This is a genomic window from Rheinheimera sp. D18, from assembly GCF_004345025.1.
GTDB lineage: Bacteria > Pseudomonadota > Gammaproteobacteria > Enterobacterales > Alteromonadaceae > Alishewanella > Alishewanella metallidurans.
This window is the reverse complement of sequence record NZ_CP037745.1, coordinates 412,557-438,302: the sequence shown is the minus strand read 5'-3', so window position 1 is coordinate 438,302 and position 25,746 is coordinate 412,557. Positions and strand designations below refer to the sequence as shown.

The window sequence follows — 25,746 nt, the reverse complement described above, 5'->3', positions numbered from 1 at the left end:
AGAGGCAAAAAATAAACGTGAATAATCAAAAAAGTTTCCTTAAACGCATTGCCAGCATTGGCGCAGTATTATTTCTGATTACAGGTTCTGTGTTTGCACAAACCACTACTTCGGGAGATGCAAAGCAGTTATGGCAACTGCTTGATTATGTTGCGGTCGATTACAGTGGAGCTGTCGCCGATGGTGTCATCATCAGCGAGGCGGAATACGCTGAAATGCTGGATTTTACAGAGAATGCAGGCACCTTTTTACAATCTCTCCCGGAACATGCTTCCAAACCCTGGCCCAAAACCGGTGGTGTGGTGGATTTAACTGATAAAGTGCGCCAGCGTAAGTTATTGGCCTTGTTACCGGTAGATGAAGTATGGGGTATCGGTGGCAAGCTGACTAAGCGGTTACAGCAACTTGGTATTAATACTGCACTGCAACTTGCCGACGCTGACCCTGAGTATATTCGTCAGCAATTTTCAAACCACTACTTCGGGAGATGCAAAGCAGTTATGGCAACTGCTTGATTATGTTGCGGTCGATTACAGTGGAGCTGTCGCCGATGGTGTCATCATCAGCGAGGCGGAATACGCTGAAATGCTGGATTTTACAGAGAATGCAGGCACCTTTTTACAATCTCTCCCGGAACATGCTTCCAAACCCTGGCCCAAAACCGGTGGTGTGGTGGATTTAACTGATAAAGTGCGCCAGCGTAAGTTATTGGCCTTGTTACCGGTAGATGAAGTATGGGGTATCGGTGGCAAGCTGACTAAGCGGTTACAGCAACTTGGTATTAATACTGCACTGCAACTTGCCGACGCTGACCCTGAGTATATTCGTCAGCAATTTTCTGTAGTGGTTGAACGCACCGTACGAGAACTTAACGGCGAAAGCTGTATCGCACTGGAAGAAGTTGTACCGACTAAAAAGCAGATTGTCAGCAGCCGCGCCTTTGGTGAACGCATAACCGATAAGCAGCAAATGGGTGAGGCAATAAGCGAATACATCAGCCGTGCTTGCAAGAAGCTACGCCAAGAGCAGCAGACAGCTAAACATTTAACTGTGTTCTTACGCACCAGCCCGTTTAGCGATAAAGATGCGCCCTACAGCGCCAGCAGAAGTGTCGAACTTGATACACCAAGTAGCGACACACGTATATTTCTAAACAAGGCAATGCAGCTATTGGACGGACTATGGGTTAACGGTTACAGGTATGCCAAGGCCGGTGTTATGTTAGCTGATTTTTTCGATATTGGAGTTTATCAACCAAGCCTGTTTGATGATCCGTTAGCTGTAAAAGAGTCAGACCAAAAGCTCATGCAGCTAATAGATCAATTAAACACTAAGCACACTAAAACCATCTGGTTTGCTAGCCAAGGCAATAAGCAGGAATGGAGTATGAAGCGAGAGCTACTCTCACCAGCTTACACGACAAACTGGCGAGAACTTCCGGTGGCTAGGTAATAGTTGTTACAAGCTAACTACAGACCGCATAATTAATCTGAAGTCATTAACCGTGGTTTATATCAATCGATATCGATTTTGTCTCATTTCGTCTGTTGATTATTAGGCGTGTTCAATAGGATGCGATCCATTGCATTTGATAGTAAAAAATTACCCACCATGCAAGGCATTGATTTAAATAACAAAAAAACATAGTTCGTAATTTATCCGTGTCAAAAATAGTGCTGGAAATCAAACAAACGTTTTGGTAACCTCAATTTTGCATACCAAGTTTTACCATGTCTGTATGCACTTTAACTTTCCTAAAGTTCTGTAAATACATTGCCAAGTGAATTAGAACTTGAGCAAGCTCGATAGCCCATTCTCAAATTGAAATCGTTTTGTCGAAATAGATAGGTGAAACGCATTGGCACCATATCGCGGCACTATATTTTCAGTTTGCACTAATCAGCACTTCGAGCATTTCTCGGAAAAATTCTGATCTTAATCGTCAGATAAATTACCGTAAAAACAGATTACTTGATCTGTATCAGCTGCAAACTTGCAGCTACAAAAACACCTTTAAATTTCTAAATTAACTCAACCCCCAACAAAGCCTGAAGACTTAGTCTTCAGGCTTTTTGCTTTAATTAAATAGGAAGTTTCTAATGGAAAAATCAAGCCAAAAAACCATCAAAAATAATCCAGCAACTAATCCGAAAGAACTAAAACACAAACAGTTTACGGAGGCTTGCCGGATTCTAGATATTCCAAATAACGAAATGTCTGAAGAATCAGTAGTAAAAGTTCTCAAAAGTAATACAAAACATGATGTAGCTGCTATGCATTTGCTAACAGTAGAGAAACTCTGGGATAAATTCGGATATAACGATTTAAAGGCATTTATCCAGACGCACTATGATTGTCATTACACAACAACTCTCCGTAAATGCCATCATTATGAAATCACTTACTCGCTGCGTTTTGAACCGGTCGACTATAAGAGTTTTACTCCACACTCTCTAAATTTACTGCGGGATCTAAAGATCAAGGCTCGCCGACATATTATTTCAGAACTGACTGACAATTATGATGAAACAAAATTTTGCACTGTAACGTCTTCAAGCGTAAAAAAGAAAGCAATTGAATTAGGTTATATCGATGCACCCGTTGAGAAAACAAAATTGGACAAAATGTCGTCTCAACTAATTGCAGAGTTCGTCAACAACGGTACACCAAAAAAACTTGCTACGTTCTTAAAAGAGACATTAAAGGAGAAAAAACTCAAGAAACTCATAGCTGCGATCAACAGCATTATCGCTGAAGACAGCCTCCCAAATTAGTCTCTCTGTAAATCAAAAATCTCATTCAAACGAGTACGGACTGCAAGCTAAAAATCTAGCGTTTCTTACTCAATTTAAATCTGTAAATCCCAAAGAGCTCCCAGTTATGAGGAGCTCTTTTTTTATTTTTGGAGATACTCATGAACAACGCTTGTGCAAGAAAACTAATTACGGAAGTTACTAATAACTTCGAGCTACTGCACCAATACATCACGGTGCACTCTGCTTCCAGCTTTAATCCGCTGGATACAATTTGTTTAAACCACTGCCCTGAAATGTATCCACTTCTAGCTGAAAAGCAAAAATGCTATGAAATTCTTAAATCATTTTCAGACGACATTGCAGTATTCGGGAAGTTTAAAACTACCACTATTCTCGCACTGGAGTTTTACCCTCCCCTAACCCGAGAAATTATTTTGCTAAATATTGCAGATCAAATTGGCATGAAAAATCCCGAACGCGTTAATGCAAAACATGTTCATGATCATGCCAAATCTTTGGGATTTAAATGTCCTCAACATATCACATCTTAGGGAAGGAGCTAAGAGGTAGTTGGTAACACTGACTACCTCTCTAAGCAGCCTAACTACTTGATAATTTTCTCTTAAACGTCGTGCAAATTTAATTAATTACTGTTTTTAAGGAAGTGATATTCCATGCTAATTAAACCACCAATAGATGAGCCAAATCGCGCTTTTGCGCTGACCTCACTTTTTAACAATGAATTTTTGAATGATTTTTTCAAAAAAAATAAGTTAACGAATGCTATTAAAACAGCGCATCAGCGCAAAATTAATGCATGTACTACCGTGCCACAGTTCCAACATGTCAATAACACTGCACAAGTTATAGATGTCATAACCAACCATGATATTGCAATAGAACAGGAACAGCTTTTAGCTAACTACGTTCAGAATATCAGTGCTGAATTGGTTGATATCGACTATCTAACCCTCGCAGTGGATCTGACAGAGAAAGACATCTGCTCATTCCTATCTAAAGAAGATGGGATCTTTAAAGTAAAAACTAAGAACAGAAATAGCCACCTGACTGTTACCAGTCTCGCCGCTAAGAATAAAAATAAGGGTTTTAAAGAGGGTGATACCAAGCCTTTTTTCACTAGGTGCTTCGAACTTAAAGTTGATGGTGATGCGTATAAATATGTGAACATATATTTCGCAGACAAATCGCATCCAAGAAATTTGGGCCGCCCCCTACCTCACAATCTAGAAATTGAGTTTATTCCCTCACGTTTCGCGCCGGGGATGATAGATCTTGTGTTTTCACATCTAAAGTCTGTGTTAAAAGCCAATCGTTATCCCCAGCTGATGAACAACTCACGGGTGCTTCGAGTTGATTTAGGCATGAACATGTTTGGCGTGTCACAGCTATTTTGCTTTATCGATACCACTAATAAAAAAGTCAGCGCAGGCTTATGTTATCCCGAAGATCAAAACTGCCTGGCCATGACAACAAACCTAGGAAGTGAAGATGGTTCACGTGCGTCCGTGTATGACAAACTGGCAAAAGAACTGACCAAACAATTTGAAGAAGTTGTGGTAGGACTTCAAGAAAACATTAACGACTTACTAGAGGAAATCGGTGGGTATGATAAAGCATACAGCGAACTACGTCCTGTAGCTCGTTATGAGTTCAAACATGAAAATGAATTCTACTTAATTGGTAACGGAAAGTCAGACAAACGAAAAAAGGTAACACTGCGCCTTAATCAGCTGAAACAGCTCAAGCCTGAATTTGGTAATACAGTATTTGTTAAACCATTAGCGTTAAAACTTGTATCTCGTGGTTCGCTAAAAAAACTAGTTCGTAACAAGTCGGTTGACGAAATGAAAAAGCTTAGGGAGCTATTTAACTCGGAAGACGCATATCTGAAGTTTGATGAAGAGAAAGTACTGGCTGCATTTTTACCGCATTTAACTCAACTGCAGTCGAGCATATTGACGCCACAGAAAGTTGGTTTTATATCGAACTTCAACTACACACAGGTAGTTAATGAAGCGCGAGATTCACTTGTGCCATTTCAGGAAATACTGCATGAACGCTGCTCAGATCAGGATGAAATAATCACATCTGATGTGCAGAATATTTATGTTGAGGGTACGCCTGGCTCTGGCAAAACAACGACAATGATCAAGCGTGTCTGTTACCTCATAGAGCAAAAAAAAGCAGAACCAGAAGAAATCTGTGTGCTTGCCTTCACTAAAAAAGCAGCGAATCACTTTAAAAAGCAACTGCTAAAAAAGTGCCCTGATGCAGAACGAGTATCAGTAAGCACATTCAGTCGTTGGTGTAATCAGACAGTCACGAAGTTCAATTTTCTAACTGTACTCAGCGCTGATGATTCAGAAGCATTAATTAATCGCTTCATTAATCGCGTAGGTAATCAGGAGATCTGTAGTAGTGCTTCATTACGCAAAAAGGTGGTGCGTGTAATCAATCACAGTACGAACTTTGTCAAACCACATATTCCAACTTCAATTAAGAAACTCGCGCCGGAACTCGTGGATTATGAGAAATCGGTTTGTAGGGTTTTTCGGCTGTATCGCAAACATAAGGAGGATAGGCGTCTGCAAGATTTCAATGACATCTTGCTAAACATGAAAACGATGCTGGACGACACCGGGAACGCGAAATTTCTCGCGCAACAACTGAAATATATATTCGTTGATGAAGCACAAGACTCAAGTGAAGTGCAGTGGGAAATTCTAAAATCATTGAGCCGACAGAAAGCCAATATCTTCTGCGTCGGAGATCCAGCACAGTCGATATATGGCTTTCGTGGCGCAAAGGTTGCAGCGTTAGAAAATTTCACAATGATGTTTCACAACGCGAAGAAGTTCGCACTGCGGAAGTGTTATCGATCCAATCACGGCATCGTTAATTTTTGTAATGCTATTCGTCAAGGTATTAGCGGTACGTTGACGTTAGCAATATCACAAGATAAAAGTCAGTATCTGCCTCGATTAAAACCTTTCGCTGACTTTACGCAAGCTAAAGCAGAGCTGCTTCGAGATCTAAAAAAGATTAAAGCACTCAACTCTAATCCAAGCGTTCTTGTTTTATCAAATTATAAAAAAATCATCACTGAACTTAAGGAGGCCGCAGATGAAATATCTAGCGGAATGGCAATTATCTTTACAAACACTCACCAAGGTAAAGGGTTGGAAGCCGACATTACGCTTATTTTTGACACGTCACTTGGCAACGGCAAACTTTCTACACGAAAGCAAGAAATGTGTAATCTTTATGTGGCTTGTTCGCGAGCAAAACGCAGCCTAAAAGTGTTCTACAACCCAAATCGTTTGCCTTACTACGATACATCAAAGGGTCAAAGTAAAAAGGCAAGCGTGATTAACATTTTGCACGACATTCATCACTCACTGTACAAGTAATTTGCGCCTACCCATCCCCGATTAACCGTGTCAAAAATACCACTCGCCATTCCACCAGATCCAGCGTTACCATAGTGTAGCGCTATCCCCTTCTGCGCTCATTAATCCCCCCAATTACTTGAAATTCAGAGGTGCTCTATGAGTACAGCTTGCCCCTGCGCGCTGTATTTGGGCCGTCTATCGCCTACCAGTCGAAGCTCTATTGCGTCACAGCTTAACAGTGTCGCTAAGCTTATGAACTGGCCTGATGATTACGGCTCTTACTTCGCCAAGATTGACTATCAACAGGCATTAGTTATTCGTGCTGTACTGACGAATGCTGGCTGGAAGCCCCGCTCTGTTAACAGGGCGATGATTGCTATTCGTTGCATCATTAAAGTCGCGGTAATGATGGGCCAGGCAGATCAGAAAGAAGCCGCCCATATCGCTACTATTGATCGCCTGAAACACCCCGAGCACCAAGGCACGCCTCTTAGCGCAAAGCAGGTCAATCAGTTGTTTACGATGCTCGAGCGTGGCCGCTGTGCTGTGGCTAAACGTAATGTTGCTATCTTTGCTCTGCTACTTGGCACCGGGCTTCGTCGCAGTGAACTAGTGGCGTTGCTACTGAGTGACTACAACCGGCGCGACCACACCCTGCTAGTGCGTAACGGCAAGGGTAATAAAAGCAGGCTGCTTTTCTTGCCCAAATGGTGCCAAGAGCATATAGCCGTGTGGCTGCATGAACGTAGGTTAGAAGATGGCTTCTTGCTATGTAAAACCTACACTAGCGGCAAAGTGGTGCCTGATGTTGGCATGACGGTATCGTCGGTATATAGGTTAATAAAACAAAAACTGACGGCGATAGGTGTGCCTAATGTGTCGCCGCATGACATGCGCCGGACCTTTATCACCCGATTGTTAGAGCAGAATGTCGATATCAATACGGTGCGTCAGATGGCAGGCCATGCTGATATACGCACTACTACTGTTTATGACAAGCGCGACCACCAGTTTATGAAGCAGGCCGCGCAGACGCTGAGCTATACATCAGCCGGGGGTGAGCATGATAGTGCCACCTAAATCACCGATGCCTTGCCACTATCTTGCCTCCCAGTATGCCAAGCGGGTGATAGCACTGATAGACGATGATATCTGTAGCACCAATATTAATCGCAACATGCTACGACGGGTAACAGGCAGAAGCCTAGATGAAGATAATAAGCTGGTTACGGCCACTGTGCTGGGTTATTTGGATTTTGAAGATGATACGCCGGTACTAACAGCCCGAGTGCGGCAGAACATGCTAACGCTATGTTCGCTATTTGATGTTAAGTGCGAGTTTGCCCCCGCCCTGGGGTTTCTATCGCTGATGAATATTAATCAGGGTCTGAACCACCTGATTGATTTCTTAGGTGGCCATTTAGAAGAACATGCGCTGGAGCGGTTATTAAGTGAATTATCGGGCCTCAGTTCAGATGAAGTGGCTAACTGCTTAATCCGACTGCAGCAAAACGGGGTGTTACTGATAGACCGGTGGCTAAATGAACCGCAGGACATCACCATGCCGAGCAGCATGCTGTATGTACTAACCACCGAGGTGGTGGTGAGCAAAGAGCAGTTGCTAAAGCATGCCCTGTGCGCCAGCACTCCTACCACACTAAAGCCCGATGACTTCAGCTATGTCGATATCGACCTGCTACAGGGTTATCTGAGCCAGGCTATTGAGCAGAAGCATATAGGTATCAACATACTGCTGTATGGTGAGGCCGGTAGCGGTAAGACCGAACTGGCAAAGGTGCTGGCTCACAGTTTGTCATTAACCCTATTTGAAGCCCGGAATCTGCGTATTGATGAGGGTTTTCTATCGGGTGAGTTTGGTGCTAAAAGTTCGGACACCCAGCGCCTGCAGTACATTACTTTGGTGCAAAGCTTAATGGCTGGCAGTGACATGATATTACTGGTCGATGAATGTGAAAGCCTGTTCTACAGTGCCGATACGCATTACTCGAAAGAATCCGTACATAGGCTATTGGAAGCTAACGCTGTGCCAACCATCTGGATAACCAACCATGTGCAGCAGTTGGAGCACAGCTATATCCGCCGCTTTAAGTTGGTGATGGCCGTTAACTCCCCCAACGATGCGGTGCTTGAGAAAATGAGCCGGGCCGAGTTTAAGGGTTTAGGCGTGGCCGGTGAGTTTCATACCAGTATCAGTAAAACACCCAATCTAACACCGGCGCTACTGGCTAATGCTGGCCATGTGGTCAAAACACTGGGTTTTAAGCGAACACTGGCACAAGGTGTTATTGAAGATGTGATTGAAAACGCTTTAACCGCCTGTGACTTGTGGGATGACACCATGCGTTACCAGCCAGAGCTTAGCTTTGATATGGCGATGCTAAACATCAAACAACCGGCTTCGGTGCTAAAACAGATAAATCATGCAGTCGCGAATAATGCCCCCGTAAGGGTGCTGATTAGCGGCCCGCCAGGTACTGGAAAGACAGCCTTGGCACACCATATGGCCGAGTTTCACAAGCGGGAGATTAAGCGGGTACTGAGCTCAGATGTCCTTAGTAAGTATGTCGGTGACTCAGAAAAGCAAATAGCACGGTTATTTCAGCAGGCACATAGAGATAATCAAATGGTGCTGCTGGATGAGGTAGACAGCCTGCTAACCAGCCGGGAGCGGCTAAACGCGCACCACGAACGGCAAGTGGTCAACGAGCTACTGGCACAGCTGGAATGCTTTACTCAGCCACTGTTCGCTGCAACTAACTTCGAAACAGCATTGGATAGCGCTGTGCTGCGCCGCTTTGATTTCAAGCTTGAATGTGACTACTTGACTGTGCCGCAAGTTTTAACGCTGTACAAGCGCACTGTGAGCGTCCAACAGCTAACAAAGAACGAGACTGAGCAGCTAAGTCGCTTAAGCAGACTTACACCCGGCGATTTTGCACTTTTAACACGTCGGCTGCGCTTTAGTGCAGCACACGAACACCGACTGCTGGCGCTTACTGTGCTGGCAGACGAGAACAACCGCAAGCAACCAACACCAACCATCGGCTTTGTGCGTTAGCCCTGACTAACCGCATTGCCAGCTTAACAACAAAAGGAAATACCCATGACATCATTATTGAGTTCTCTCAAGGTTATCGCTCGCCCACAAATTGAGGCCAAGCCACCTATTCTGGGCAAGCGTATGCGCTTAATTGAAAAGCTGGATGAGCAGCAGGCTATGGCTCAGGCCATGTTAGATGGTCAGCCCTACGAGGCTTTCAAAGACAAAAAAGTAAAAGACCCCGAAACCGGTGAGAGCAAAACCGTGCGTAAACGCAAAGCTGTTCGGCCATGGTACTTTGATGACAAAGAGCACTACTTCTTTGAAATTAAGGTAGGCCTTAAAACGCTGGAGCTGGACAAAGGCAAAGCGGCTATCGATGTCGGTAAAAAGGAAGACCTACCGGCTGTTATCAGCACCCTGATTAAAGCCGTGGAGGCGGGTGAACTGGATACCCAGATATTGCAGCTATCACCTGCAAAACCCTCGAAACCACCTAAGCAGGCTAAAGCCGCTGACAAGAAGTAATTCAGATTGGCCGGCACACCACCGGCCAAAGCTTTTGAGGGGTTTAGGAGGTAACAAATGCCAATCCTACGCGAAATAGATGTGAAGTACCGCTTTAAAGAAATCGACTGTGACATTACCGGTATGCCGGTACACCAACCCGCAGCCATAGCCAGGCTGTTTGACTACTTAAAGTATGAAACCAAGGAAGTGTTCATCGTAGTTAACCTGACCAAACAACACGACATTAACTGTTTTGAGGTAGTGGCAACCGGCAGTGTTGATGCCGTTAGCCTGCGACCCGCTGAAGTGCTCAGAACAGCCGTGATACTTAACCTAAAGGTGGTGATGCTTATTCATAACCATCCATCGGGTAAAACAGAGCCGAGCCGGGCAGACATCAACATCACCCGGCACATTGTAGAGGCAGCCAAAACACTGGATATCACAGTGCTGGACCACATCATCATCGGCCTGAACCAGTACACCAGTTTACAAGAAACCCACCCAGACATTTTTTAATAATTTAGAAACAAACACATTGGAGACTTAACTATGCGAATTCTGTATGGCGATTTAACCCTGCCTGTTAGTCAGCGGCTGGGCGATAACTTATCAAGGTTATTGCTGCAACGTGAGAACAAAGAACCCCGTGAAGCGGTAATTAACTTTCGGGACCCAAAATACAGCGCCGAACGCGGCGGCTACCACCCGGTTGAAATCAGGCTTGAGCGCAGCGGCCACAACTGGCGGATTTGCTACATCACCGACTTTTGCTATGTCGGTCAAGGCCAAGATGTCGAGCTGGCTAAATCGTTAGACTTCGATTTTCAGGCTGGCATGTTTCAGGACATCAGCGGCTACTACCCCATCGAAACCGCACTGCAAATCTACCCTATCTGGGAAGAAAACTTCATAACCTACTGGCTGGAAATGCAAGTGTTCGATGTGGAGGTAAGCTAATGGCCAAGTACATAACTCAACGCAGTAAGTCAGATTTAAACGGCAGCCCAAAACGGATAGCACTGGGTAACTGGCTACGTGAACAACGAGAAGCAAAAGGCCTAACCATGCGCGATCTCAGCGCCGTTAGCGGCAAGCCGCATAGTTACTTTGGCAAAATTGAGCAGGCGCAACGTGGGCTGGATGTACTGGAGTTCATTGAGTTGTGTCAGTGGCTGGATCTAAATCTCGTAAAATCGCTGAAGGATATACAAAGCAAGACTAAACTAAATAAGCCTGAATAACATTACTAGGCGTTGCAAGAGGCAGCGCCTCTTTAAACTAACCAATCGCTGCGTCTAGCTGTTCAAGATAGCCAATAATCATTTGTACAATGTATCGATCAAACTCTGCTCGGTCAGTTTCCTCATGGGTCCCTTTATTAAGGTATCTCCATTCTCGGCAATCTCCATTAATCCCTAGCAAAGAATTAATTGGTTCATAAATTAAATTTTTATTTGGGTCACTAAACTCAGGCCTATTAATTTTACTACGAAGCTGTTCAGTCAAATTTCGCAACTCAATCGAAGCTGAAGAAGCACGTAACTTAATGCTTAAATTGCCATCGCCATATTTGCTGACATAGCTCCAAATTTTCCCTTTTGTAAGTGCTTCCATTGCTTTGCGGGCTTTGGATAAAGCTTCTCTTACTTCATTTCGTCGAATATGGTTTGTTGCTGCCAAGATGTAGTTTCTGGGTGCGCAATTGAAATCTACACTTATATGCTGCTCACCTAACCTCGGTAGAAAACTAAACAGTTTAGCATTCCGCACATCTTCTGCTGATAGTAAATTCTGAATATCCTTAAAGAACTCTTCACCATGACAAGTAAGAAGGATTTGCTTATCCGCAAAATAATCATCTTCAAATAATGTACGACGAATAGACTCACGGTGATCTTCGTCAATTGCGTTAACGGGGTCATCAAAGATTAAAACGGGGGCTTGCTCTTTCAAATTCTTCGCAAGCAATATGGCTAAGCCCAAACAACGAACGTGCCCTTCACTTAAAATATGTAATGCGTCATATAGCTGCTCAGGTTGATTCTGAAAGGCTACCCGTAATCTTTGGTTAGGTGCCAGTGGCAGTTTTACGTTTGCCAACAGTTCTGATTGAGCATCATTCCGATTGAAAGAGTTATACAACTGAACAACCAATTCACCTAGATCAGCTACTAACTGCGCTGGCAATCTTTCACTGTAGTTTGATAACTTTTGAACAAAGATTTTGTATGCCGCAACTATTTCTTGGTTCTTCGCGACAATAGTTTTTTCAGCTTCGACGCTTGCAATAAGTTGCGAATTTTCGTTTTGAAAACTATCAATCAGTTTCTGGGCGTTAATCTGGTTAGCTAAAGCTGTTTGCTTCTGAGTTGCCAGTACTGTTATTTGCTGTGCTATATCGCAGAGACGCTTTAGTTCGGCCTGTTTATTGGCCCTATTTTGTATGACTTCTTCCGCTTGCTTATCATTTGTCTCAAGTTGCTGGATTTGACTGATTAAGTGCTGCCATGCCGTAAAAGTATCTGGCAACGGCACGAATAGTGAATCCCACCACTGTAGCCCAGGCTGTATGTTATCCAGTCCAAATGGTTTTAATGGGTTATTCAGCGAGAAAAATTGCAAACAGGTATTTAGCGATTGCCCTACTTTAAAGATTGCTTGCAATGCGCTTTGTTCAAGTTGTGCCACTTGTTGCTGAAGTTCATCTAACTGCTGCAACTTGGTTAATTCTTGCCCGGCATTCAGATATGGATTTACCTGAACGTGTTGCAACGGCGTCTTACATGCCGGACACGCATCAGGGCTGCTCTGTTGAACCTGCACTACAGCTTCATAAAGCTGCTTAAATGACACTTCTTGGCTCGCGCCTGCCAGCTTCTGCTGGCTTTCCCTTAACTTAATTACAAACTGGTATGCATCGTTCCCCATCGCCTCAAACATCGCAGAACTGAGATTACTTTTTAGTGGTGCTGGCTGCTGCAATTCGGCATCTAACTGCGCAATACGACCAAGAGTCTGATCATCACCGTTCAGTTCAACGATCATTTGGTCAAAGCTGATGCCTTGCCTGTAGCTACTGGTTAGAGCTAACTCATCGGCGGCTATTCTTTGTAGCTCGGTGACGCTTGCTTGTATCTGCTGATGCGCCCCTTGCAACCCTTGTTGCTTTTGAGCAAGACGCAATGCCTGTTGACCTTGCAAATCGATATACTGGGAACCAATCTCTGACGTGAAGTTACGAACAAATTCGGTAAATGCTTCAAGACCAAATAGTGTTGCTATAAGCTCGGTTTGCTTCGCTGGAGCTTGTGCTGCAATACGAGAAAAGCTATCAATACGGTTCTTTTCAACAAAACAGAAACGAAAGGCTGACTCATTCGGAACGATAGCAATATCGTTTCCCTGTGCATCGCACGCCACCAATGAAGGGGCTACCAACTCATTTACAAATGCATTCCTTAGGTATTCGTTTTGATCGCGAAATCGTTTGCTATCTGCTTCCGCAACGTTCCCTAATAGCGTATATTCAAGGGCTTCACAAAAGCTTGATTTTCCCGTTCCATTTGGACCATAAATCAATACCAGTCGGCTATTAAGATCAAACACTTCCTGCCGCGCAAATCCTCTAAATGGCCCTACAGTCAAAGATTTTAACCGCGATAGTGGCATTTCCTGTGTCACTTCTTGCTCTACGAGTGGAGGAATGCTGGTTGCCGTGCTGCCCCAATAGGTTTGGCACAGCTCAACCATCTTTCTAATAGGGGTTTTGCGCCCATCCCCTCGAAATTAACCTTAGTCTAAATTTTTAAGCTTTTTTCTAACTCTAATTACCGTACTTCGACTAACTCCAACTGCTTCAGCCGTTTTATTAATACTAAATCCAGCTTCAGTAAACGAGGCAATCCTATCATGAGCCTCTAAATCAGGCTGACGACCGTGATAAAGTCCCTTTTGCTGTGCTTTTACAATACCTTCTTTTTGCTTACGTTCACGTTCTCGATATTCTTTATATGCACTGGCCGCTAATATTTCTAACAGCATATTATTAATAGCACTAAGTATTGATCTCATAAAATCATCACTTGGAAAACTGCCAAATGTTAAATGACTGGTTGGTAGATCTAAATGTTGTGGTTTAATATTGTTGTAACAACGGTAACTTTACTTATTTAATAGAAGAAAAAACAAAATCAATTAGCGATGTTTAAACTGGTATTCATTGATGGTCACTTTAATTAGATATAAAGTAAGTAAACAAAAAGTCAGTAAGGTAATTGATAACGTGTCTAAACGAACCATAAGTATGTTGGCTAAAGAACTGAGTGTAAATGTCGAAACAATTCGCTTTTATGAACGCAAAGGCTTAATTAAACAACCACCAAAGCCTATGCAGGGCTATAGACATTACCCGAAAGAAACGGTAAATAGAATACATTTTATCAAGCGTTCTCAAGAATTAGGTTTTACGCTAAATGAGATTGAAGGGTTACTTGCGTTAAACGATAGTCCATGTAGTAAAGTACAAGAATTAGCTAATAAAAAACTGATCGCAGTACAAAAAAAGATGGCTGACTTGTTGTTGTTAGAACACGCTTTGGAAGAACATTTAGGACAATGCCAAAATAATGATGACGATAGCCACTGCCCAATAATTGATTCGTTGCAACCGAAGTAAATGATTTACTTAACTACCATTTCCCACTAAAACAGCATATCCAATTTTACTTCTGCGCCTTAATTCAAGTTAGCTTATTCCCCGTATCTGTCGTAGCAGATTATCAAAGATAAATTTTTTATAAATCACCCTTGACTCCGTACTTAGGTACATGCAATACACTTGCATTATCACTTAATGAGGTATCTATATGAATCAAAAAGAATCAAACCTTCCAATGATAGGAGGCATCATAGCAGCATTAGGCGCAGGCGTATGCTGTGTAGGTCCTTTGCTCCTGTTATTACTTGGGGTAAGTGGCTCATGGATTGGTAATTTAACTGCATTTGAACCCTATAGGCCATTATTTATCGCATTTGTAGTGTTGTTGTTTGGTTACTCAGGTTGGAAAATTTACCGTCCTGTAGAAGAGTGTGAGCCGGGAACGGCCTGTGCAATTCCTAAGAAACAGCAACAACGAAAAGTCATTTTCTGGCTGAGCGCTATAGTTGCTACAATTTTAGTGACCAGTAATTATTGGATACTTTTGTTTGCTTAATATACAGATCAAGAAATTTATAACATTTTAAAATTTGGAGCTAATTATGAAAAAATTATTATTAACCGCACTGCTTTCACTTTCTAGTATTGGTGCTTTTGCTGAAGTAAAAACAGTTACACTGGAAGTGCCAACGATGAACTGTGCGACATGTCCAATCACAGTTAAAAAGTCATTAGAAAATGTTGATGGCGTTGAAAATGCGAAAGTTACCTACAAGCCTAAGCTAGCTGTTGTTTCTTTTGATGACACTAAAACCAACATCAATGCATTAATTGCAGCGACTAACAACGCTGGCTACCCTTCAAATTTAAAAAGTGAAAATAAGTAATGTTTAGCCCCTTAGAACTAGTTACGCGTATCGGAGATAAAGCAGGCTCTATAGGTGCACTTGTTTCGGCAATGGGATGCGCCATGTGTTTTCCCGCGATAGCTAGTCTTGGTGCGGCAATTGGGATGGGATTTCTTAGTCAGTGGGAAGGGGTATTTATCAATACGTTGTTACCACTGTTTGCAGTATTAGCGCTGGCAATGAATATCTTAGGCTGGTTTAGCCATCGTTAATGGCACCGTAGTTTTATCGGTTCAATTGGCCCCATTTTGGTTTTACTCTCTTTATACCCTTGGTTCCAGTACGGGTGGAGTTCATACGTTACTTATACGGGGCTAGGACTAATGGTTGCTGTATCAATTTGGGACATGGTTTCTCCTGCGAATAAACGCTGTGATGATGAAACTTGTACCGCTTAACTTTTTAAGAGGAATAAAATATGTCAACGAATAGTTGTTGCTCGTCAAATGACATCCAGCCAGAACAATTACATGTAGCCATTATTGGTAGTGGTTCAGGGGCCTTTGCCAGTGCGATTAAAGCAGCAGAAGGCGGAGCAAGAGTTACTATCATTGAAGGAGCCGATGTAATCGGAGGTTGCTGTGTAAATGTCGGCTGTGTTCCTTCAAAAATATTGATCCGTGCTGCGCAATTAGCGCATCAGCAACGTACTAACCCGTTTGATGGTTTAGAAAATATTCAGCCACAACTTAGCCGCTCCTTATTAGCACATCAGCAAAACGCTCGCGTCGAAGAACTACGCGATGCTAAATATCAACGTATTTTAGAGAGTAATCCCGCGCTATCTTTACTTAAAGGTTATGCACGTTTTAAAAATCAAAATACCTTGCTAGTTCACAAGTCTGATGGTAGTGAAGAAGAGCTGGTTGCAGATCGCATTTTAATTGCAACAGGCTCTACACCAAGCATTCCGCCAATTAAGGGTTTAGTTGATACACCTTATTGGACATCAACAGAAGCCTTATTTGCAGAAGAGTTACCGAGTAGTCTAGTTGTCATCGGCTCCTCCGTTGTTGCTCTGGAAATTGCGCAAGCTTATGCCCGTTTAGGTAGCCGTGTGACAATTCTAGCCAGACATACCCTTTTATATGCTGAAGATCCGTTATTAGGTGAAAAACTGGCAGAGTGCTTTGAAAAAGAAGGTATTAGGGTACTTAATAATACGCAAGCAAGTCATGTTTCTTATGATAGCAATGGTTTTTCATTGGAAACTAACGAAGGAACATTAATCGCTGAAAAATTGCTTATCTCTACGGGTCGCCATGCAAATACTGGAAAGCTTGGTTTAGAAAATGTTGGTGTTGAAACAGATAAAAGTGGTGCCATTGTTGTTAATAGTATGATGGAAACATCAACAGCTAACATTTATGCCGCTGGAGATTGCTCCAATATGCCACAATTTGTTTATGTTGCTGCTGCTGCCGGAAGTAGGGCTGGAATTAATATGACAGGTGGAAATGCGCAACTCGACTTATCTACCATGCCTGCTGTTATATTCACCGACCCACAAGTTGCTACGGTAGGTCTAACCGAAGTACAAGCTTCAGCGGTAGGAATAAATACGATAAGTCGTGTACTTGATATGGAAAACGTACCAAGAGCTTTAGCAAATTTTGAAACGGATGGTTTTATCAAGTTGGTAGCTGAAGAATCCACGGGAAAACTGATAGGCGCACAAATTTTAGCCCATGAAGGCGGAGAACTGATTCAAAGTGCGGCTCTTGCTATTCATAATAAAATGACAGTCGAAGAATTGGCAGGTCAACTATTTCCGTATTTGACGATGGTTGAAGGATTGAAGTTATGCGCTCAAACCTTTAGCAAAGACGTTAAAGAGCTATCTTGCTGCGCAGGGTAATCATTTAACGGTAATGTACTTACAGAAATGTTAATGGAGTGCCAATTGATTGAATGTAATCAAGATATCTTAAGGCATTCCATTAACAACACAAATTGGAAGCATGCTAAATCATGATTAAATCTAAGGTTGAAAACATTCCTGTTGGTGAAGTCAGTTTTTTGACAGAGATACCTGACATCAATAAGTTCATTAGTAGTGATGATGCGTTGGATTTTCCTTTGAGTATTTCTCAACTGGCTCTAGCTGCACAAACATCTGTCCATACGGTAAGAAATTATGTTCTTGAGAACTTAGTACACTGCGAAGAAAAAACTAAGTCAGGCCATTCACTTTACGGCTTATGTGCATTAAAGAGATTAAATTTCATGCTGTTCCTTCGCAATACGTCTGAATCTTCGAAACATTACCAAAGAAATAGGATATCTAACAGATAAAACTTAAAGAGATAAAGCTTGGTGCCTAGGGCCGGACTCGAACCGGCACGTTATTTCTAACGGTGGATTTTGAATCCACTGCGTCTACCAATTTCGCCACCCAGGCATTGAGAGGTCTTTTTTCCTGTAACTAGTCTAGTTACAGACCTTTGCAAAACTTTGCAAGGCTTTGGAGCTTTTAATAACAGTTGAATCGTAGACTATTCAACAAGTTATGTCTACCACATTCGAAGACGCATTGCATTTTGAATCCGCTGCGTCTACCGATTTCGCCACCCAGGCATTGAGAGGTATTTTGAAGTAAACGCCTGCATTATACGGTGCCAATCTGACAGCGCAAGCGAATTTATCGCTATGACGTGCAGTTGCACAAAATTACAGCAGCTTCGAAAAAACTAGACTGCATGCTACACTTGCGCGGTTTTTATTACCGGATATTGCTATGTTTGCTAATGCACCCCGCGCGGGCCTGATACGTCGTTTAGCGGCGATGATTTACGATTGGTTAGTGTTAGTGGCGCTATGGATGGCGGCTATGGTATTAGCTTTGCTGTTGGTGGCGCTATTAAACAGCCTAGATATTATTTCGTTAGCGAATTATACCGACCACGCCGATTTTATTACCCAGCATAAAATCTGGTTTCAGCTTTATTCTGCGCTCTGTTTAATTTGGTTTTATTTATACTTTTGGTGTCATGGCGGCCAAACCTTAGGTATGCGCGCTTGGCGTTTAATACTGGTGCAGCAAAATGGCCAGCCGCTTACGCTAAAGCAAGCTGCATTTCGTGCACTAACAGCATTGTTCGGCTTAGGTAATTTATGGCTGTGGTTACGTTGGGGAAAAGGCTTAGCCTTACAAGATCAGCTAACTAACACGCAGATGGTGACACTTACTAAAGAGCAAAGTAATTTGCGCAATTTACATAAGGCCGCACGCTAAAACTCGGTTAGGCTTTTTTGCGCATAAAATATACTGACAACATAATAAAAATGGTACTGGGTATTATTGCCCCTAATAGCGGCGGCAATTGATATACCAAGGCTACTGGGCCAAATACTTCGTTTGCCATATGAAAAGCAAAACCCGTTAATATGCCCATTAATACCCGAGCAGCCATAGTAACGCTGCGTAGTGGGCCAAAGATAAACGACAATGCCATGAGTAGCATGGCTATTATAGTCAGCGGTTGCAACGCCTTGCGCCAAAACGCCAATTCATAACGGCGTGAGTCTTGCGAGTTTTGTTGTAAATAATCAACGTAATCATTAAGCCCCGTTAGTGACAGCATTTCAGGCTTTATAGTAACAACACCTAACTTATCTGGCGTTAACGACGAGCGCCAACTTTGTGTTGCCACTTGCTGTTTTATTACCCGATCGGCAGTAAATTGTAGCTGATTGACTTGCTGCAATTGCCACGCATCGCTTTTATATACTGCTTTGTCGGCACTAACAATGGACGTAAGCTGCAGTTGCTCATCAAACTGATACACCACCACCTGCTGCAAGTTACCAAAGTCGTCTACTTTTTGAATATTAACAAAGCTATCGCCATCTTTAGCCCAAACGCCTTGCTGCGCAGCAAACAAATTGCCGTCAGATACCGCTTTAGTGCGCAGCTCCATTGCCGCTCTATCACTTAATGGTGCGCCCCACTCGGCTACTGCCATAACCACTAACATCATTAGTACTGCGGTTTTCATTACCGAACTAATAATATTAAATCTTGATAAACCAGCGGCTTGCATTACCACTAGCTCACTACCGCTGGCTAATAAACCTAAACCAATTAAGCCGCCAATTAGTGCCGCCATTGGGAAGAACAGCACCAGATCGCCCGGCACACTGTACAGCGTATACAAAGCAGCATGCACAATATCGTAATAACCACGACCTACTGAACGCATCTGGTCGATAAACTTAAACATGGCTGAAATAGCTAGCAACACGCTTAGCGTCAACGCGGAGGTCGTAATGATAGTTCGGCCAATATAAACATCTAAAATTTTCAGCATCTTAACTTCTTCTTACCAGCCAAGCTTGAAAACGCAGCGCGCTACGCCGGTTCCGCAGCAGCAATATACTACCCATAATTAGCGCAGAGCCATGCAACCACCACATACCCCAAGCCGCAGGTATTTTGCCATCTTCAAGCGCTGAGCGGGCGATAATAAGTAACGAGTAATAGCCAAGATATAATAGCAACGCTGGCAACAACCGGCCAAACTTGCCTTGACGCGGATTAACCCTGCTTAATGGCACGGCAATTAAAGTAAGTAGAGGAATAGTCAGAGGTATAGCAATACGCCAGTGCCACTCGGCTATCGCTTCGTTGCTGTCCATAGTAAGTAATTCAGTGGTTGCTACGCTGCCTAGCTTGCGCCGGCGCTGCTCTACCTCTTGTTCGCGAATTTGAATTTGATAACTTTCAAACTCGGTAATTTCAAAGGCTGGCGATGCCACGTCACCGGCGTAACGCCGACCTTGCTCTAGCTGCAGCGTTTGGCCACCTTGAACATCCTCTTTTACGCGGCCACTTTGCGCATAAACTATCGACTCACTACCGCGCTCATCGCGAGCATTATTTTGTGCCACAAACACCCGAGATAACTCACCGCTATTGCTACCTTGGCCAACATCGTGGACAAAAATAACGGCTTTTTCATTTGAGGTATGCTGAAATCGTCCCGGCACTACAGACAACAAACCGGCGTTAGCGTCGGCCTTTTCTAACAGGCGGTACTCTTGCTCGGTTGCCCAAGGGCTAAGGTATAAGGTGACATAACCCGCCATTAGCGCAATCACTACTGACAACAATAACGTAAGCCGTGTAACGTACCACTCGCTAACACCCGTAGCATGCAGTATCGTCATTTCACTATCGGCATACACACGACCATAAGCCACCAAAATGCCGACAAAAGCACTTAAGGGTAGAATAATTACCGCTAATTGCGGCAATTTAAGCGCCACAATGCTAACAACCAATTGCCCAGGTATTTCACCTTCAGATGCATCGGCCAGAATTTTCACAAACCGCTGACTAATGATAATGGTCATTAAAATGATAAATACCGCTAGCTGAGACTTAAACACCTCGGCCAACAAGTAACGAAAAATGATCAAAACGCCCCCTAATAACTGGCCTTTTTGCTGGAACCCTGGCGATTTTGCAGTAAACTTGATATTTATAACGATTATTATCGTCCAAATAGCATAGAAAACCGAGCTTTTTTATAAATTCGCGGTAGAATTTGGCTATTAATGTGCAGGCTATGCTAGCACAGTCTATTAGAATCAGGAGTTGGTATGGAGTTCAGCGTAAAAAGCGGAAGTCCGGAAAAACAACGCAGTGCATGCATTGTGGTGGGCGTATATGAACCGCGCCGTCTTTCCGCCGTGGCAGAACAACTGGATAAAATCAGTGAAGGTTATATTAGTAATTTACTGCGCCGAGGCGATTTAGAAGGAAAATCGGGGCAAACCTTACTGTTACACCATGTACCTAACGTATTAAGCGAACGCGTACTATTAGTTGGCTGTGGCAAAGAGCGTGAACTAGACGAACGTCAATATCGGCAAATTCTTAGTAAAACCATCAGCACGTTAAACGACACAGGTTCGATGGAAGCGGTATGCTTTTTATCTGAGCTACACGTAAAAGGCCGCGATACCTACTGGAAAGTACGTCACGCCGTAGAAACCACACTAGATTGCCTGTATGTATTTGACCGCTTAAAAAGTAAAAAAGACGAAGCCCGGCGCCCACTGCGCAAAATGGTATTTAACGTACCCACTAGGCGCGACCTAAGCATTGGCGAAAAAGCCGTAGAGCACGGTTTAGCCATTGCTGCAGGCATTAAACAGTGTAAAGACGTTAGCAATATGCCACCCAATATCTGCACTCCGCAGTATCTGGCCGAGCAAGCACAGCTGCTGGCGGAGCACTCAAGCAAAGTTAGCGTTGAAATTCTTGGCCCAGAAGAGCTAGCTGCACATGGCATGAATTCTTACTTGGCCGTAGGTCGTGGTTCTATCAACGGCCCTCGTATGGCAGTCATCAAATATAGCGGCGCCGATAACGACAGCGCACCTATAGTACTGGTTGGCAAAGGCCTAACCTTCGACTCCGGCGGCATTAGTTTAAAGCCCGGCGAAGCCATGGACGAAATGAAATACGATATGTGCGGGGCAGCCTCAGTATTTGGCACTATGCACGCGGTGGTTAACTTAAATTTACCGCTTAATATTGTTGCCGTATTAGCCGCAGCAGAAAATATGCCCGATGCTAATGCTTATCGCCCAGGTGACATTTTAACTACTATGTCAGGCCAAACAGTAGAAGTGCTAAACACTGACGCAGAAGGTCGCTTAGTGCTGTGCGACGCACTAACCTATGTTGAACGCTTTGACCCCGAACTGGTGATTGACGTTGCTACCTTAACTGGTGCTTGCGTGGTGGCCTTAGGCAAACATGCTACTGGCTTGCTAAGTAACCATAATCCATTGGCGCATGAAATTTTAAATGCGTCAGAACAAAGTGGCGACCGCGCGTGGCGCTTGCCATTGTGGGATGACTATCAAGATCAATTAGAAAGCCCATTCGCCGACTTTAGTAACTTAGGCGGCCGTGCTGCCGGTACTATCACTGCAGCGTGCTTTTTATCCCGCTTCACCCGTAAATATAACTGGGCACACTTAGACATTGCTGGTACAGCATGGCGTAGTGGCAAAGATAAGGGCGCTACTGGCCGCCCGGTGCCAATGCTTACCCAGTTTTTAATTAATCGGGTTGCGCAGCAACAGGATAATTAATGCAGGTTAGCTTTTATGTCTTAGACAACAGCGCCGAGCAAAATGAGCTGAGCCCAACGCCAGCTCATTTTGCTTTAGCCTGCCAGCTTTGTGCTGACTTGTACCGCGCTAAGCAACGCATTTTCGTTTATACTGCCGACCAACAACAGGCCGAAGCATTTGACGAATTACTCTGGCAATTTGATGCCGAGCGTTTTGTGCCGCATAACCTAAGCGGTGAAGGCCCAAAGTACGGCGCACCAGTAGAAATTAGCTGGCAAGCCCCGAGGCAAAACCGCAATGTGCTAATCAATTTAGCCGACACTGTTCCGGCCTTTGCTAACCGTTTTTCACACATTATCGAATTTGTTCCCGCCGCTGAGCACCTAAAAGTGCAAGCGCGAGAGCGTTTTAAGCAATATCGGCAGCTTGGTATTAATCCGCAAACCATTACCCAGCGCTGAGTACAGGTATAATCATGGAAAAGACGTTTAACCCCAGTGAAATAGAACAAGCCATGTACAACGCATGGGAAGCCAAAGGCTACTTTAAGCCAAGCGGCGATGAAAGCCACGGCAACTACTGCATTATGATCCCGCCGCCAAACGTAACCGGCAGCTTACACATGGGCCACGCTTTTCAGCAAACCATTATGGATGCCCTAACCCGTTACCAGCGCATGCAGGGCAAAAATACGCTATGGCAAGTAGGCACCGACCACGCTGGCATTGCCACGCAAATGGTAGTTGAGCGTAAGCTAGCAGCTGAAGGATTACCTGGGCGGCACCAATTAGGCCGCGCCGCCTTTATTGAAAAAGTCTGGGATTGGAAGGCCGAATCTGGCGGCACTATTACCTCGCAAATGCGCCGTTTAGGTAACTCGGTAGACTGGGAACGCGAACGTTTTACCATGGACGACGGCTTATCTAATGCCGTACAAGAAGTGTTTGTACGCTTATTTGATGACGACCTTATTTACCGTGGTAAGCGCTTAGTAAACTGGGACCCTAAACTGCATACCGCTATTTCCGATTTAGAAGTAGAAAACAAAGAACAAAAAGGCCAGATGTGGCACTTACGCTACCCATTGGCAGATGGCGCAACAACCGCAGATGGCAAAGATTATTTAGTGGTCGCCACCACGCGCCCAGAAACCATGCTTGGTGACACCGGCGTAGCGGTAAATTCAGAAGACGAGCGCTATAAAGCCTTAATTGGCAAAGAAATACTGCTACCGTTAGTAAATCGCCGTATTCCTATTGTGGCTGACGAACACGCCGATATGGAAAAAGGCACTGGCTGCGTAAAAATTACCCCAGCTCATGATTTTAACGATTATGAAGTCGGTAAACGTAACCAACTGCCAATGATTAACATTTTAACGCCCGACGCCACTATTCGCAGCGAAGGCGAGTGTTTTCACCCTAATGGTGAAGCTAATCCAGCATTAACAGCAGCTATCCCTGCCGAATACCAAGGCTTAGACCGTTACGCTGCGCGTAAAGCCATTGTTGCGGCATTTGACGCAGCCGGTTTGTTAGAAAAAGTAGAGGATCATAACAATACGCTGCCGTATGGCGACAGAAGCGGAGTGGTGATTGAACCGCTATTAACCGACCAATGGTATGTACGAGTTGCACCATTGGCTAAAACTGCCACTGAAGCGGTTGAAACTGGTCAAATTGAATTTGTACCCAAGCAATACGAAAACATGTATTACAGTTGGATGCGCGATATTCAAGATTGGTGTATTTCTCGCCAGCTGTGGTGGGGCCATCGCATTCCCGCTTGGTATGACGAAACAGGTAAAGTCTACGTTGGTCGCAGCGAAGCCGAAGTTCGTGCCAAGCATCAACTGGCTGATAGCGTTAACTTACGGCAAGACAACGACGTACTAGACACTTGGTTTAGCTCGGCGCTATGGACCTTTTCTACCTTAGGCTGGCCAGAAAACACCGATGCTCTGCGCACTTTCCACCCGACTAACGTACTAGTAACCGGTTTTGACATTATTTTCTTCTGGGTAGCCCGGATGATTATGATGACCATGCACTTTGTTAAAGACGAAAACGGTAAACCGCAAGTTCCGTTTAAAACCGTGTATGTCACTGGCCTTATTCGCGATGAAAATGGCGATAAAATGTCAAAATCTAAGGGTAACGTGGTTGATCCATTAGACATGATTGACGGTATTACGCTGCCAGACCTACTGGAAAAACGTACCAGCAATATGATGCAGCCACACTTAGCGGAAAAAATTGCTAAGGCAACAGAAAAGCAATTTCCAGACGGTATTACCGCCTGTGGCACTGACGCTTTGCGTTTTACTTTAGCCGCATTAGCCTCTACCGGTCGCGACATTAACTGGGATATGAAACGCTTAGATGGTTACCGTAATTTCTGCAATAAATTATGGAATGCCAGTCGCTATGTATTAATGAATACCGAACAGCAAGATTGTGGTTTTGCCGGTGGTGCCATGCAGTTATCCCTTGCCGACAAATGGATACTAGCCCAGTACCAAGGCACGGTGACGCAAGTAAGGCAATATATTGACAGCTACCGCTTTGATTTGGCTGCAACCGCTTTGTACGAGTTTACCTGGAACCAATTCTGTGACTGGTATTTAGAACTAACAAAACCGGTATTATTTAAAGGCAACGAAGCCCAGCAACGCGCTACGCGCCATACGCTGGTTACGGTATTGGAAAGCTTATTGCGCTTAATGCACCCAATAATACCCTTTATTACCGAAAGTATTTGGCAGTCGGTTAAACCACTTGCCAATATCGACGCCGATAGCATTATGCTGCAAAGTTACCCAGAGGCTGACAGCTCGCTGGTTAACGCTACCGCGACTGCCGATCTAGAATGGCTAAAAGCGGTAATCACCGCTATTCGTAACGTGCGTGGCGAAATGAACATCCCACCAAGCAAGCCGCTAAGTATCTTGCTTCGCAATTTAAATAGCGAAGAGCAGCGCCGCTTAGCCGAAAACGAAAGCTTTTTAATGAACCTAGCCAAGCTAGAGAGCATTACGATATTAACGACATCAGAACAGGCGCCAACCAGTGCAACACAATTAATTGGTAGCATGGATTTACTGATCCCGATGGCCGGTTTAATTGATAAAGATGCCGAACTTAGCCGTATTGCAAAACAGTTAGAGAAAACTCAGCAGGAGTTAGCTCGTGTTGCTGGCAAGCTAGGTAACGAAGGCTTTGTTGCTAAAGCCCCAGAAGCCGTGCTAGAAAAAGAGCGTGCTAAGCAGGCCGAATTAGAGCAAGCGGTGGCAAAACTTCAGGCGCAACAGGCTGAAATAGCCGCGCTATAACTAAGTTAAACCTCT

At 44.0% G+C, this 25,746-nt stretch carries 24 protein-coding genes, 1 tRNA gene and 1 pseudogene; 21 read left to right on the top strand and 5 right to left on the bottom strand.

The window, feature by feature from the left end:
• Positions 1–17 precede the first annotated feature (17 nt).
• From E0Z06_RS15700 to E0Z06_RS15695, 11 genes are all read left to right on the top strand, one after another.
• Positions 18–515: a hypothetical protein gene (locus tag E0Z06_RS15700; RefSeq protein ID WP_132581467.1), complete on the top strand. Its 498-nt coding sequence runs from the start codon at positions 18–20 to the stop codon at positions 513–515.
• On the top strand, positions 430–1,452 hold the full coding sequence (locus E0Z06_RS02130; RefSeq protein ID WP_243695541.1) for a DUF4113 domain-containing protein: 1,023 nt from the start codon (positions 430–432) through the stop codon (positions 1,450–1,452). The genes E0Z06_RS15700 and E0Z06_RS02130 overlap by 86 nt, the downstream gene beginning before the upstream one ends.
• 647 nt (positions 1,453–2,099) lie before the next feature.
• Positions 2,100–2,774 carry a hypothetical protein gene (locus E0Z06_RS02125; RefSeq protein ID WP_132581465.1) on the top strand — a complete coding sequence of 225 codons (675 nt, stop codon included), beginning with the start codon at positions 2,100–2,102 and terminating at the stop codon, positions 2,772–2,774.
• 140 nt (positions 2,775–2,914) lie between these two features.
• A complete protein-coding gene (locus E0Z06_RS02120) occupies positions 2,915–3,307 on the top strand; it encodes a hypothetical protein (RefSeq protein WP_132581463.1) in 393 nt (130 codons plus the stop codon).
• Between the two features lie 123 nt (positions 3,308–3,430).
• Positions 3,431–6,187: a UvrD-helicase domain-containing protein gene (locus tag E0Z06_RS02115; protein ID WP_132581461.1), complete on the top strand. Its 2,757-nt coding sequence runs from the start codon at positions 3,431–3,433 to the stop codon at positions 6,185–6,187.
• 138 nt (positions 6,188–6,325) lie between these two features.
• Positions 6,326–7,249 carry a site-specific integrase gene (locus tag E0Z06_RS02110; RefSeq protein WP_132581460.1) on the top strand — a complete coding sequence of 308 codons (924 nt, stop codon included), beginning with the start codon at positions 6,326–6,328 and terminating at the stop codon, positions 7,247–7,249.
• Positions 7,233–9,248 (top strand): ATP-binding protein, encoded by a 2,016-nt coding sequence (locus E0Z06_RS02105; RefSeq protein WP_132581458.1) that lies wholly within the window; start codon positions 7,233–7,235, stop codon positions 9,246–9,248. The genes E0Z06_RS02110 and E0Z06_RS02105 overlap by 17 nt, the downstream gene beginning before the upstream one ends.
• 45 nt (positions 9,249–9,293) lie before the next feature.
• Positions 9,294–9,758 (top strand): DUF6641 family protein, encoded by a 465-nt coding sequence (locus E0Z06_RS02100; protein ID WP_132581456.1) that lies wholly within the window; start codon positions 9,294–9,296, stop codon positions 9,756–9,758.
• Positions 9,759–9,815: 57 nt separating this feature from the next.
• On the top strand, positions 9,816–10,259 hold the full coding sequence (locus tag E0Z06_RS02095; RefSeq protein WP_132581454.1) for a JAB domain-containing protein: 444 nt from the start codon (positions 9,816–9,818) through the stop codon (positions 10,257–10,259).
• Positions 10,260–10,292: 33 nt separating this feature from the next.
• Positions 10,293–10,700 (top strand): DUF2787 family protein, encoded by a 408-nt coding sequence (locus tag E0Z06_RS02090; RefSeq protein ID WP_132581452.1) that lies wholly within the window; start codon positions 10,293–10,295, stop codon positions 10,698–10,700.
• Positions 10,700–10,984: a helix-turn-helix transcriptional regulator gene (locus E0Z06_RS15695; protein WP_165907362.1), complete on the top strand. Its 285-nt coding sequence runs from the start codon at positions 10,700–10,702 to the stop codon at positions 10,982–10,984. The genes E0Z06_RS02090 and E0Z06_RS15695 overlap by 1 nt, the downstream gene beginning before the upstream one ends.
• 37 nt (positions 10,985–11,021) lie before the next feature.
• Here the strand turns inward: E0Z06_RS15695 and E0Z06_RS02080 are convergent, their stop codons facing one another.
• Complete coding sequence (locus tag E0Z06_RS02080) at positions 11,022–13,424, bottom strand: AAA family ATPase (protein WP_207903125.1); 2,403 nt, start codon at positions 13,422–13,424, stop codon at positions 11,022–11,024.
• 111 nt (positions 13,425–13,535) lie between these two features.
• Positions 13,536–13,814, bottom strand: coding sequence for a helix-turn-helix domain-containing protein (locus E0Z06_RS02075; protein ID WP_010555471.1), 279 nt, complete (start codon positions 13,812–13,814; stop codon positions 13,536–13,538).
• Between the two features lie 151 nt (positions 13,815–13,965).
• Between E0Z06_RS02075 and merR the strand changes: the two genes are divergently transcribed.
• The 6 genes and pseudogenes from merR (at position 13,966) to E0Z06_RS02045 (ending at position 17,603) form a co-directional block, all read left to right on the top strand.
• Complete coding sequence (gene merR / locus E0Z06_RS02070) at positions 13,966–14,418, top strand: Hg(II)-responsive transcriptional regulator (protein WP_008110844.1); 453 nt, start codon at positions 13,966–13,968, stop codon at positions 14,416–14,418.
• Between the two features lie 190 nt (positions 14,419–14,608).
• Complete coding sequence (locus E0Z06_RS02065; RefSeq protein ID WP_016899520.1) at positions 14,609–14,956, top strand: mercuric transporter MerT family protein; 348 nt, start codon at positions 14,609–14,611, stop codon at positions 14,954–14,956.
• Between the two features lie 46 nt (positions 14,957–15,002).
• Positions 15,003–15,287 carry a mercury resistance system periplasmic binding protein MerP gene (merP, locus tag E0Z06_RS02060; RefSeq protein ID WP_132581448.1) on the top strand — a complete coding sequence of 95 codons (285 nt, stop codon included), beginning with the start codon at positions 15,003–15,005 and terminating at the stop codon, positions 15,285–15,287.
• Positions 15,287–15,706: pseudogene (gene merC, locus E0Z06_RS02055) on the top strand (organomercurial transporter MerC). The gene merP and the pseudogene merC overlap by 1 nt, the downstream one beginning before the upstream one ends.
• A 20-nt stretch (positions 15,707–15,726) precedes the next feature.
• Complete coding sequence (gene merA / locus E0Z06_RS02050) at positions 15,727–17,166, top strand: mercury(II) reductase (protein ID WP_008467329.1); 1,440 nt, start codon at positions 15,727–15,729, stop codon at positions 17,164–17,166.
• 113 nt (positions 17,167–17,279) lie between these two features.
• On the top strand, positions 17,280–17,603 hold the full coding sequence (locus E0Z06_RS02045) for a MerR family transcriptional regulator (protein WP_235605314.1): 324 nt from the start codon (positions 17,280–17,282) through the stop codon (positions 17,601–17,603).
• A gap of 19 nt (positions 17,604–17,622) precedes the next feature.
• On the opposite strand, the gene E0Z06_RS02040 is transcribed toward E0Z06_RS02045, so the two are convergent.
• Positions 17,623–17,709, bottom strand: a tRNA-Leu gene (locus tag E0Z06_RS02040).
• 336 nt (positions 17,710–18,045) lie between these two features.
• Here E0Z06_RS02040 and E0Z06_RS02035 point away from each other — a divergent pair.
• Positions 18,046–18,543, top strand: coding sequence for an RDD family protein (locus E0Z06_RS02035; RefSeq protein ID WP_132581446.1), 498 nt, complete (start codon positions 18,046–18,048; stop codon positions 18,541–18,543).
• 7 nt (positions 18,544–18,550) lie between these two features.
• On the opposite strand, the gene lptG is transcribed toward E0Z06_RS02035, so the two are convergent.
• Both lptG and lptF read right to left on the bottom strand, forming a co-directional pair.
• Positions 18,551–19,618 carry an LPS export ABC transporter permease LptG gene (lptG, locus tag E0Z06_RS02030; RefSeq protein WP_132581444.1) on the bottom strand — a complete coding sequence of 356 codons (1,068 nt, stop codon included), beginning with the start codon at positions 19,616–19,618 and terminating at the stop codon, positions 18,551–18,553.
• Position 19,619: 1 nt separating this feature from the next.
• Positions 19,620–20,729 carry an LPS export ABC transporter permease LptF gene (lptF, locus tag E0Z06_RS02025; protein WP_132581442.1) on the bottom strand — a complete coding sequence of 370 codons (1,110 nt, stop codon included), beginning with the start codon at positions 20,727–20,729 and terminating at the stop codon, positions 19,620–19,622.
• Between the two features lie 183 nt (positions 20,730–20,912).
• Between lptF and pepA the strand changes: the two genes are divergently transcribed.
• Genes pepA through E0Z06_RS02010 form a run of 3 tightly spaced genes read left to right on the top strand, consistent with a single transcriptional unit; the run spans position 20,913 to position 25,731 of the window.
• Positions 20,913–22,418: a leucyl aminopeptidase gene (gene pepA / locus E0Z06_RS02020; protein ID WP_132581440.1), complete on the top strand. Its 1,506-nt coding sequence runs from the start codon at positions 20,913–20,915 to the stop codon at positions 22,416–22,418.
• A complete protein-coding gene (locus E0Z06_RS02015; RefSeq protein ID WP_132581438.1) occupies positions 22,418–22,861 on the top strand; it encodes a DNA polymerase III subunit chi in 444 nt (147 codons plus the stop codon). The genes pepA and E0Z06_RS02015 overlap by 1 nt, the downstream gene beginning before the upstream one ends.
• 14 nt (positions 22,862–22,875) lie before the next feature.
• Complete coding sequence (locus tag E0Z06_RS02010; RefSeq protein WP_132581436.1) at positions 22,876–25,731, top strand: valine--tRNA ligase; 2,856 nt, start codon at positions 22,876–22,878, stop codon at positions 25,729–25,731.
• Positions 25,732–25,746: the final 15 nt, after the last annotated feature.

Excerpts from the sequence above, each read along its gene's own strand:
- E0Z06_RS02115 (WP_132581461.1), top strand. The coding sequence starts at position 3,431 with ATGCTAATTAAACCACCAATAGATGAGCCAAATCGCGCTTTTGCGCTG.
- E0Z06_RS02105 (WP_132581458.1), top strand. The coding sequence starts at position 7,233 with ATGATAGTGCCACCTAAATCACCGATGCCTTGCCACTATCTTGCCTCC.
- E0Z06_RS02035 (WP_132581446.1), top strand. The coding sequence starts at position 18,046 with ATGTTTGCTAATGCACCCCGCGCGGGCCTGATACGTCGTTTAGCGGCG.
- E0Z06_RS02075 (WP_010555471.1), bottom strand. The coding sequence starts at position 13,814 with ATGAGATCAATACTTAGTGCTATTAATAATATGCTGTTAGAAATATTA.
- E0Z06_RS02095 (WP_132581454.1), top strand. The coding sequence starts at position 9,816 with ATGCCAATCCTACGCGAAATAGATGTGAAGTACCGCTTTAAAGAAATC.
- E0Z06_RS15695 (WP_165907362.1), top strand. The coding sequence starts at position 10,700 with ATGGCCAAGTACATAACTCAACGCAGTAAGTCAGATTTAAACGGCAGC.
- E0Z06_RS02100 (WP_132581456.1), top strand. The coding sequence starts at position 9,294 with ATGACATCATTATTGAGTTCTCTCAAGGTTATCGCTCGCCCACAAATT.
- E0Z06_RS02015 (WP_132581438.1), top strand. The coding sequence starts at position 22,418 with ATGCAGGTTAGCTTTTATGTCTTAGACAACAGCGCCGAGCAAAATGAG.
- merA (WP_008467329.1), top strand. The coding sequence starts at position 15,727 with ATGTCAACGAATAGTTGTTGCTCGTCAAATGACATCCAGCCAGAACAA.
- E0Z06_RS02125 (WP_132581465.1), top strand. The coding sequence starts at position 2,100 with ATGGAAAAATCAAGCCAAAAAACCATCAAAAATAATCCAGCAACTAAT.
- merR (WP_008110844.1), top strand. The coding sequence starts at position 13,966 with ATGGTCACTTTAATTAGATATAAAGTAAGTAAACAAAAAGTCAGTAAG.
- E0Z06_RS02120 (WP_132581463.1), top strand. The coding sequence starts at position 2,915 with ATGAACAACGCTTGTGCAAGAAAACTAATTACGGAAGTTACTAATAAC.
- E0Z06_RS02045 (WP_235605314.1), top strand. The coding sequence starts at position 17,280 with ATGATTAAATCTAAGGTTGAAAACATTCCTGTTGGTGAAGTCAGTTTT.
- E0Z06_RS02090 (WP_132581452.1), top strand. The coding sequence starts at position 10,293 with ATGCGAATTCTGTATGGCGATTTAACCCTGCCTGTTAGTCAGCGGCTG.
- E0Z06_RS02065 (WP_016899520.1), top strand. The coding sequence starts at position 14,609 with ATGAATCAAAAAGAATCAAACCTTCCAATGATAGGAGGCATCATAGCA.
- E0Z06_RS02110 (WP_132581460.1), top strand. The coding sequence starts at position 6,326 with ATGAGTACAGCTTGCCCCTGCGCGCTGTATTTGGGCCGTCTATCGCCT.
- merP (WP_132581448.1), top strand. The coding sequence starts at position 15,003 with ATGAAAAAATTATTATTAACCGCACTGCTTTCACTTTCTAGTATTGGT.
- pepA (WP_132581440.1), top strand. The coding sequence starts at position 20,913 with ATGGAGTTCAGCGTAAAAAGCGGAAGTCCGGAAAAACAACGCAGTGCA.
- lptG (WP_132581444.1), bottom strand. The coding sequence starts at position 19,618 with ATGCTGAAAATTTTAGATGTTTATATTGGCCGAACTATCATTACGACC.
- E0Z06_RS02010 (WP_132581436.1), top strand. The coding sequence starts at position 22,876 with ATGGAAAAGACGTTTAACCCCAGTGAAATAGAACAAGCCATGTACAAC.